Source organism: Pantoea sp. CTOTU50773 (assembly GCF_032082325.1).
Lineage (GTDB): Bacteria > Pseudomonadota > Gammaproteobacteria > Enterobacterales > Enterobacteriaceae > Pantoea > Pantoea communis.
The window spans coordinates 49,859-58,847 of record NZ_DAMDQC010000009.1 but is presented as its reverse complement, the minus strand read 5'-3'; the positions used below and the strand labels follow the sequence as shown (position 1 = coordinate 58,847).

8 protein-coding genes are annotated in these 8,989 nt (G+C 56.2%); all 8 read right to left on the bottom strand.

Annotated features, from left to right (window positions below; translation table 11 throughout):
• Positions 1-1,803, bottom strand: a 1,803-nt coding sequence (ptrA, locus tag RT340_RS02845) for a pitrilysin (protein WP_313373951.1), incomplete at its 3' end; no start/stop codon positions are given.
• A 105-nt stretch (positions 1,804-1,908) separates the two neighbouring features.
• Positions 1,909-5,289: an exodeoxyribonuclease V subunit gamma gene (gene recC / locus RT340_RS02840; RefSeq protein ID WP_313373949.1), complete on the bottom strand. Its 3,381-nt coding sequence runs from the start codon at positions 5,287-5,289 to the stop codon at positions 1,909-1,911.
• 79 nt (positions 5,290-5,368) lie between these two features.
• Positions 5,369-5,641: a prepilin-type N-terminal cleavage/methylation domain-containing protein gene (locus tag RT340_RS02835; RefSeq protein ID WP_313373956.1), complete on the bottom strand. Its 273-nt coding sequence runs from the start codon at positions 5,639-5,641 to the stop codon at positions 5,369-5,371.
• Position 5,642: 1 nt separating this feature from the next.
• Positions 5,643-6,071, bottom strand: a complete 429-nt coding sequence (locus RT340_RS02830; protein ID WP_249221763.1) for a DUF2509 family protein — start codon at positions 6,069-6,071, stop codon at positions 5,643-5,645.
• A complete protein-coding gene (locus tag RT340_RS02825) occupies positions 6,068-6,607 on the bottom strand; it encodes a prepilin peptidase-dependent protein (RefSeq protein WP_211729275.1) in 540 nt (179 codons plus the stop codon). Before RT340_RS02825 ends, RT340_RS02830 begins: the two co-directional genes overlap by 4 nt.
• On the bottom strand, positions 6,598-7,068 hold the full coding sequence (locus RT340_RS02820; RefSeq protein ID WP_211729276.1) for a prepilin-type N-terminal cleavage/methylation domain-containing protein: 471 nt from the start codon (positions 7,066-7,068) through the stop codon (positions 6,598-6,600). Before RT340_RS02820 ends, RT340_RS02825 begins: the two co-directional genes overlap by 10 nt.
• Positions 7,069-7,248: 180 nt before the next feature.
• A complete protein-coding gene (thyA, locus tag RT340_RS02815; protein WP_045816400.1) occupies positions 7,249-8,043 on the bottom strand; it encodes a thymidylate synthase in 795 nt (264 codons plus the stop codon).
• A complete protein-coding gene (gene lgt, locus RT340_RS02810; RefSeq protein ID WP_034823111.1) occupies positions 8,040-8,921 on the bottom strand; it encodes a prolipoprotein diacylglyceryl transferase in 882 nt (293 codons plus the stop codon). Before lgt ends, thyA begins: the two co-directional genes overlap by 4 nt.
• Positions 8,922-8,989: the final 68 nt, after the last annotated feature.

Here is an 8,989-nt window from a genome sequence, read left to right as displayed (position 1 = left end):
ATCTTCTCCAGTAGAGAAACTGATGCCGCCCACCGATGCCTGCGAGTTCAACTCATCCAGCGCCACGCTTGAGAGATAATCATTCAGACCAAATAACACCTGCTGACGCGCGTCGCTTATTGCCGCTTTGTTGCGCAGTGCCAGAGTAATGGCTGCCTTTGGTTCACTGGCGTAGAACTGGCTTGGCATCCAGTAGATGCGCATGCTGTCACCGTCGGTCAGCGCCACCGGGTGCGTATACGTTTTGCCATCACCAGGCATAATGGAGAAATCCGAAGGGATATACGGATTCAGCGTCGGCATCGACAGTTGAATCTGCGTGCCGCGCTGCTGCCAGTCACTGAACTGTGTATCACTGATTTTATCGACCTGGTAAGGCGCATTGACAAAATAGGCTTCTTTGTTGTGCGGCTCATTCGGGCTGATATACCAGATGCGGGCATTTTGCGGTGTCATCTCATCCAGACGAGATTTGATTGCCGCAGGGTCAAAGTTATCCGCGAGATAAGGTGCATCCAGCGTATGATCCACTGGCACGCGCAGCATGGTATCCACTAACCATTCAATATAATCCATGTCACGGGTGATCGACGGATAGCGGAAATCCAGCGCCAGCACATGCGACACCTCATCGAAATAACCCTTATCGATGCCTTTACTACGCAACATGTCGAGGTAGCTAAAGATCGCCGCCACCACTTCATCACGCTGTGCCAGGCCTTTGTCGGTCAGGGAGACCGTGATGGCAAACACGCCGCTGTTGCGGTCCGTCATCGGATCGGCACCGGCATTCACACCGTCGGCCAGCCCCTGCTTTTGCAGCCAGTCGTTAAGGGTGTTTTTACTGCGATTGCCCAGGATGTAACTGATCAACGTATCGGTTTTGCTGCGGAACTGGTCGCTGTTGTTGGCGATGCGGAATTCAACTTTAAGCTGTTTTCGCGGTTGGGCAGGCACGTAGTGGATGATGATGCCTTTCTGCGCATCGGTCACCACCGGCACTTCGATTTTCGGTACGATGGCCTGATGGTTAGCCACTCGTCCAAAAGTCTGGACCGCAATGTCGGCCATCTCTGGCAGCGATTTATTGCTGTATATCACCGCTTTCATCAGATTGGCGGAGTAGTGGCTGTGATAAAACTCGGTCAGCGCCTGATGCAAATTGCTGTCGGGCTTATCGCGCAGCGTATCAAGGTTACCGCCTGAGTAGCGGGAAGCTGGATGCGCTGGATTCAGAGTTTCCGCCCCGACCTGCGCCATACGCAGGCCGTCGCGCGAACGCGCCATAGTGAGCTCTGCATTAACTGCATGACGCTCACGATCGGCGTTGACCGGATCGAGCAAAGGCTCTGCAATGGCATCGGCCAGACGATCCACCGCCGGTTGCAGTGCATCGTTTTCCACTTCCAGATAGAACGCGGTGCGATAAGAAGCGGTACTGGCATTGTGACTGCCGCCGTGCTTTTTCAGGAATTCGGCCAGATTATCCGGTTGCGGATAGCGTTTTGAGCCCATCAACACCATGTGTTCGGTATAGTGCGCCAGCCCTAGCTGCTGATTCGGATCGTCCAGCGAGCCGATAGGCAACGTCAGTGCGGCCAGTGATTTAGGCGCTTCTTTGTCAGACACCAGCAACACCGTCATACCGTTAGTCAGCGTGATGGCCTGATAACTGCGCGGATCGTGATCGCTTTTTCGAATTGTTTCATTGATGGGCTGCCAGCCGCGATCGCTATCGGCAAAGGCATTCAGCGCCAGCATGCTTAGCAGCAGCGCTCCCATCCAGCGTGCGTAAATCCGCATTTAAACCCCTTTCTTTACCCTTTACCGCTGGCTGTGTGCCCAGCGGCGCAATAGACAACTTTTTATGATTTTGGGAACACCCGCAAAAGCGGCGTTACCCAATTGCTATTCATCATCTTGATGCGCAAGGCGCACCGGTAAATACCACTGGCGAGCGGCGGCAACAATTACCTGCACCGCCTCATCATCCAGCGTCCGGCTCAGGCGCTGCAGATAAGGATCGCTGCCTTCGCCCTCCACCTGAAAACCACCCTGCCAGGCTTGCAGCAATTTGTTCAATGCCTTTTTCTGCGTGGCGTCATCGTCCAGCAACTGGCCGGATTTTCGATCAAAACTGGCATCCAGCCACGCGCCACCCGATTTGTTCAGCAACATCAACGGTTCCGTCATCCCCGCCTGATAAGCCGTCACGTATTCGTTCAACAGTGACAGCGCAGACTCAGCGTCGATGGCTTTAAAACGCCAGCGGCTTTGTTTGCGCCCGTACATGCGGCTTTCTCCTTTGCCGCCCAGCGCGCAATAAACCAGATGCTCCAGCCACAATAGCAGACCATCGTTCATGTTCAGCACACCCGGACGCCAGCGTAACAGTCCATCAGCTTGCACCTGGGTTAACCAACCGGTCAACTGCACCCCATTCAGCGGCAGATTGATTTCCCAACTCTCTGAGGGCTGACGCTGTCCACTCACTTCCGCAGCCACTTCCTGCATCTCTTCGGTCTGGCTCTGCCAGAAAAGTTCCCCAAAAGCACCATAAGGCAGATTGCCCGCAGCGCGATGACGCGCATAAAGCTGCGCGGGATCCTCACCGTTGACCAGGGTATTCAGTAGCTGCGCATTGATTTGATAACGCTCCAGACTATCTGGCGCAAACGGCTCGCTGTCCGGCAATTCGCTCTCTTCCATCCAGAAAGCCACGCCCAGCCGCTGCTGGAACCAGGCCCGTACCGGATGACGCCAGAAGCGCAGCAATTGCTCAAGCGAGAGCGTTTCCAGCGGCAGTGGCGGCAACCTTTGCACAAAGTCTGGCTGTGCCACGCCATTGCCGGTGGCAGCGGGCAACCATTCTGCGGCGAAGCTCTGGCCGTAAGCGTCAGGGCGGAAGTTCTCCGCTGCAAAGGGCATGCGGCTGTGGAGCTTCTGTAAATGTTCACGAACACGCTGCTCGCTGACGTCGGGTTCGCACGCTTCATCGCCTGGCAGACAAAAACTCTGACCAAGATAATCCACCAACTCTGTCACCAGCACTGAGGGATAACGCTCGGTGTTGTCCTGAATCGCGCGGCCGATATAGCTGATGTAGAGCTGATGCTGTGCCGAAATCAGGGCTTCAAGGAACAGGTAGCGGTCATCATCACGGCGGCTGCGATCGCCTTTGCGTGCCTGCTGCTGCATCAGGTCAAAACCGAGCGGCGCCAGCGTGCGTGGATAGACACCATCGTTCATCCCCAGCAAGCAGACGACTTTGAACGGAATCGAACGCATTGGCATCAGGGTACAGAAGTTTATCGGCCCGGCCAGGAAGCGCTGACTGATACGCTGCTGATCGAGGCGCGAGCGCAACTCATCACGCAGTAAGGTGACGGGAATCGGTTGCTGATAATCAGCCTGCGTGCCCTGCTCAATAATCTGTTTCCACTGGGTTTCAACCAGTAGTAATGCTGCGTCGCTTTCGGCATCGCCGTTGAAGAAGCTGTCGATCAGCTCGCGGCACAGCGGCAGCCACTCCGGTAGCGTACGCTCGCCGGTCAGTCGGGTGCGCCACGACTCTAAGCGAGAGAGCAATTCGGCCAGATGCCCGGCCAGTTCGGCAATCAATCCGCTGGATTCGTCGTAAGGCAGAATGCCCTGCCAGTCACCGTTGCGGCTTTCCAGCGCGTAACCCAGTAGCATGCGCTGCAGGCCAAAGCGCCAGGTATGTTGACCGGTGGCAGGCAGTGCCAATGCTTCGACGCTGGCATCATCCAGCCCCCAGCGAATACCGGATTCCATCACCCAACGGCGCAGCAGGCGCAAACCGCTTTCATCCACCGAGAAGCGCTGCGCCAGCGCAGGCACTTCGAGCAGTGCCAGCACCTCTTCGGAAGCAAAGCGGCTGTCTGGCAGCGCCAGCAAGCTCAATAAGGCCAGAATCGCCGGATGTGCCTGGCTGGCGCGGCGATCCGAGATGGCAAACGGCAGATAACGATCCGCAGGCGCACTGGCAAACGCCGCCTGAATGAAGGGCGCGTAGCTATCGATATCCGCCACCATCACGATGATGTCGCGCGGTTTGAGATCGGGATCGGCCTCCATCAGCGCCAGCAGATGATCCTGTAACACTTCCACTTCACGCTGAGCGCTATGACATACCTGCAGCGTGATGGTGCGATCATCAGGGTCGAGCACCCGTTTTTTGTGGCTGTTACCCAGTTCATCGGCGTGCAAACCGATCACGGCGTGGTCATCCAGGTTGAGCAGGTCGGCTTGCAGACTGTGTAGCAGGCTGTCCTGCGGCATCTCAACAAAGGCATCAATATCGTTAGCGGCGGATTCCATCTGACTCAGCAGAAACAGATTATCGCGCCCCAGTTTGCCCCACGAGGCCAATAACGGATTGGTGAGTTGTTGCTCGCCGAGTTCATTGAACAGCGTCGGCGCTGCTTCGGGATCGCGGAACAGCGGCTGTGCTTCTTCAGACTGCATGCGGCGACGTTTGCGGCTCTGCAATTTGGCGAGGAAAGCGTAATCCTGAATATCGCCCCAGTAGTGGCGGCAGGGGTTGGTGAACAGCAGGTGAATATCGATATGGCGGCCAAGCGCTTCCAGCGCCTGTAAATACACCGGCGGCAGCGCGGAGATACCACAAATAAACACGCGCTGCGGCAATCCCGCCGGTGGCGTTTCGGCCTGCTCCAGCGCATGGATAAAGCGCGCATACAGGTTGGCACGGTGCCACATCGGCTGGCCCAATTGTTTAGTGAACGCCACCAGATCGCGCCACAGCGGTGCCTGCCACTGTTGGGCATCGCTCAAGCCGTCGATGAGTTCTCCGCGCTCCCAACTGTTGAGCCAGTCAGATCGATACACCAGATACTGGTCAAACAGATCGGCCACGCGGGCGCTGAGCTGATAAAGCTTGCGCTTGTCATCGTCATCATTGAGGTAGTGACGCAACGGCTGAAAGGCCTCCTGCTCCAGCAAGGTGGGCAAGCGATGCATCAATTTCCAGCTCATGCTGGCTTTAGTGAAAGCGCTCTCCTCTGGAATGCCGGGCAGCACTTTGACAAACATGTTCCAGATAAAGGTCGCAGGGAGCGGAAAGTCGATATTCGCTGCAATACCAAAACTGTTTGCCAGTTCCATCTGCAGCCACTGCGCCATGCCGGGGCTTTGCACCAGCACCTGTTCGGCCGCGAACGCATCGTTCAGCGGCTGGTTTTCAATCAGAATACCTGCCAGATTTTTCAACAGATCAAGCTGATTGGAGTGGTAAACCCGGAACATAAATCTCCTTGAGAGGGAAAACAGCGCAGCCTGGTCACTCTACCCTGTATCGCTAACGATGCCTATCGCCGAGGTCACCTTAGTGACAATTGAGCTGGGCCAGACTGGCACTGCGCTGTTGCGAGCCCGTCACCGTGATACGCTCCAGCACGCATCCTATGCCCACACTCTGCTGCTGACGATCGATCTGCCAGCCCGCCACCTCACGCCCCAGCAAGGCTTGTCCGGCAACCTGCCACGCCTGGCGCTGCTGCCACTGTTGACTAAACCCTAAGGCCAGCGCGCGATGGTATTGCAACAGCATGCTGATGGTCATCGCCAGCAGCAGCATCGCCACCAGCGTTTCTGCCAGGCTAAAGCCCTGTTGATCCTTCCTGCGGCTGGCAGTGCTCCGGTTTAGACAATGGACAGTAGTCAATCCAGCCGTGCGCCTGGGGATGCAACCGTTGGTTGCGTGGCGAGACCCATTGCCAGAGGCGGAGATCACTCTTTTCATCCTGACCCGATAACAGCGCATTGCCCTCCTCCATCTGCAATAAGCAGCTTAACCACTGGTGCGCGGACTGTTGCTGACATTGCCAGCCGGACGCCGCTGGCCAACTCTGCATCAGCCCCCATTGCAGCGCAGTCTGTGCCTGCGCAAAATCTTTATGGTGCTGCTGCGTATCGGCCACCAGCACCATACCCTGTGACAACTGCGTGCGTGTGGCATGCAGCGTCAGGCTGCCGAGCAGTAACAGCATCAGCACCATGCCCAGCGTGCTGTTGCCGTGCTGGTTCATAAGTTTCGTCCTTCAATCCAGTGCTCCACCTGCAGGCTTTGTCTACCCGATCGCCCCGTCAGATGGAGCATTAATCGGGTGCCTTGCCGCACCACGCTAAAATGTTCGATGGTGAGGAAAGCGGGATCGGTTAGGCGTTCCCAACCGTTGCCGTTGCAGTTATCAACCGCGCGCTGCATTTCCAGCTGCCCGCTGCGCAACCGATAGCCGTAAAAGTCGCTGTCACTGCTGCCCACATCTTCCCAGCGCCCATTGCTGTTTTCATCCCAGCGCAGCAGCACACAGCTGCCACTCGCAGCCAGAGTCAGTGCGGGGCCAGTACATTGCCCACGACAGTATCCCGCGCGCTGTAACGCTTTTTGCAGCGTATGAGAAAGCTGCTGTAGCTCCTGTTGCAATTGCACGCGCTGCTGCAGGCGCAGATTTTGCTCCAGCAGTAGCGGCAAAAATCGGCCCACACTCACCATCAATATCGCGCCTACTGCCAGAGCAATCAGCATTTCCAGCAGGCTGAAACCGGCCTCCGCTACTCGCACCCTTTTTCTCCGGTCTGGCAGGCGCGAATACGTGCTCGCGCAGAGATAATCACCCGCCAGCGACCGGCAGCATTTTCAATCTCAATGCTGCCAGGGCGCGCCACGTCACGCCGTCCAAAGAAACCCGGCTCGCCGATGATGGTACTGAAGCGTACCCCGGCATGCGGCGGTGCTAGCCACCAGCGTGAAGGCAGTTCACAGCCCTCCGCCGGTTTTACACCTACGCCCAAACAGCCGCGTTCGCCGGGAATCAGCCACAAATTGAGATCGCTGTTATGCCCGTTCGCATGGGCGCGCAGCCGTAACAGAAACCCCTGCAGCTGCAGCACGCTATCGCGCAGTTGTTGATGCTGCTGCCAGCGCTGCCAACTGTGCAGGGCGCCGAGGCTGAGTATGCCGGCGATCACCATCACCAGTAGCAGCTCCAGCAGGGTGAAACCGAGGTTTGCGTGTTTGTTCATGGCAGCCAATGTGCGCTTCAATCGAACAGGCAACAAGGCATCAAGCGGCAGGATGGAAAGCGTCGCGCAGGCTGTTTTCGCGCGGTACAGGTTGAGACAAATTTTTGCGAGGCGGATACAGATAACAGAGATAAAAAAGCCCCGCAAAGTGGCAGGGCTTCAGCGTGATGACGCGTGCGTTTACACCGCAACCGGCGCTTTAATGGCTGGATGCGGGTCGTAACCCTCAATCTCAAAATCTTCAAAGTTGTAATCGAAGATAGAAGCAGGTTTACGTTTGATCACCAGTTTCGGCAGCGGGCGTGGCTCGCGCGTCAGCTGCAGCTGTGCCTGCTCCAGATGATTGCTGTACAGATGCGTGTCGCCACCGGTCCAGACAAAATCACCCACTTCCAGATCGCACTGCTGCGCCACCATATGCACCAGCAGCGCATAGCTGGCGATATTGAACGGCAGACCAAGGAAGATATCGCACGAGCGCTGATAAAGCTGGCAAGAGAGCTTGCCGTTTGCCACGTAGAACTGGAAGAAGGCATGACAAGGTGCTAGCGCCATCTGATCCAGCTCGCCCACGTTCCATGCCGATACGATGATGCGGCGTGAATCGGGATCGCGCTTCAACTGCTCAATCACTTTGCTAATCTGGTCGATCTCTTCGCCTGACGCACTGCCCCAGCTGCGCCATTGCTTACCGTAGACCGGTCCTAAATCGCCATTCTCATCCGCCCACTCGTCCCAAATCGTCACCTTGTTATCTTTCAGGTAGCTGATATTGGTTTCGCCTTTCAGGAACCACAGCAGTTCATGAATGATCGAACGCAGGTGCACTTTCTTGGTGGTGACCAGTGGAAAACCATCCTGCAAATTGAAACGCATCTGGTGGCCGAAAATCGACAGGGTGCCTGTACCGGTACGGTCGGCTTTCTCTGCGCCTTCATTCAGCACATGTTGCATTAAATCCAGATACTGTTTCATTTTACCTCACGAGTTTGTTGCTGCGGACGACGACGGAACGCCCAGATCATCATAATCACACCGGCCAGAATCATTGGGATCGAGAGAATCTGCCCCATGCTGATGCCGCCTTCAAACAGGCCCAGTTGGGCATCCGGCTGGCGGAAGAATTCGACGATGATGCGGAAAGCGCCATAGCCAATCAGGAACAGGCCAGAGACGCTGCCCATCGGGCGCGGCTTGCGAATAAACAGGTTGAGGATGATGAACAGCACGATACCTTCGAGGAACAGCTCATACAGCTGCGAAGGATGACGCGGCAACACACCGTAAGTGCTCAGCAACTGCTGATACTGCGGATTGTTGGCCGCCAGCGCGATATCTTCACTGCGCGATCCCGGGAACAGCATGGCGAATTTGAAGTTGGGATCGACACGCCCCCACAGCTCGCCGTTGATGAAGTTACCGAGACGACCGGCGCCCAAACCAAACGGAATCAGCGGCGCAATGAAATCAGATACCTGGAAGAAAGTGCGTTTAGTACGACGCGCAAACACCAGCATCACCACAATCACCCCAATCAAGCCACCGTGGAACGACATACCGCCATCCCAGACTTTGAACAGATAGAGTGGATTATCGAGGAACAGCGGCAGGTTATAGAACAGCACGTAGCCGATACGGCCACCGAGGAACACGCCGAGGAAGCCCGCATACAGCAGGTTTTCCACTTCTTCTTTTTTCCAGCCGCTGCCGGGTTTATTGGCACGGCGCACCGCCAGCCACATAGCAAATACAAAGCCCACCAGATACATCAAACCGTACCAGTGAAGCGAAATCGGTCCGATGGAGAAAATTACCGGATCGAATTGGGGAAACGAAATGTAGCCGTTAGTCATCTTTCACCATCGTTTTTTCTGACCTGAAACGGGTCTGGCTAAGGGGTCATACCATAAAAGGCTGCGCA

Coding starts and splice junctions, on each gene's coding strand:
- recC (WP_313373949.1), bottom strand. CDS start 5,289: ATGTTCCGGGTTTACCACTCCAATCAGCTTGATCTGTTGAAAAATCTG.
- RT340_RS02830 (WP_249221763.1), bottom strand. CDS start 6,071: ATGAACCAGCACGGCAACAGCACGCTGGGCATGGTGCTGATGCTGTTA.
- lgt (WP_034823111.1), bottom strand. CDS start 8,921: ATGACTAACGGCTACATTTCGTTTCCCCAATTCGATCCGGTAATTTTC.
- RT340_RS02820 (WP_211729276.1), bottom strand. CDS start 7,068: ATGAACAAACACGCAAACCTCGGTTTCACCCTGCTGGAGCTGCTACTG.
- thyA (WP_045816400.1), bottom strand. CDS start 8,043: ATGAAACAGTATCTGGATTTAATGCAACATGTGCTGAATGAAGGCGCA.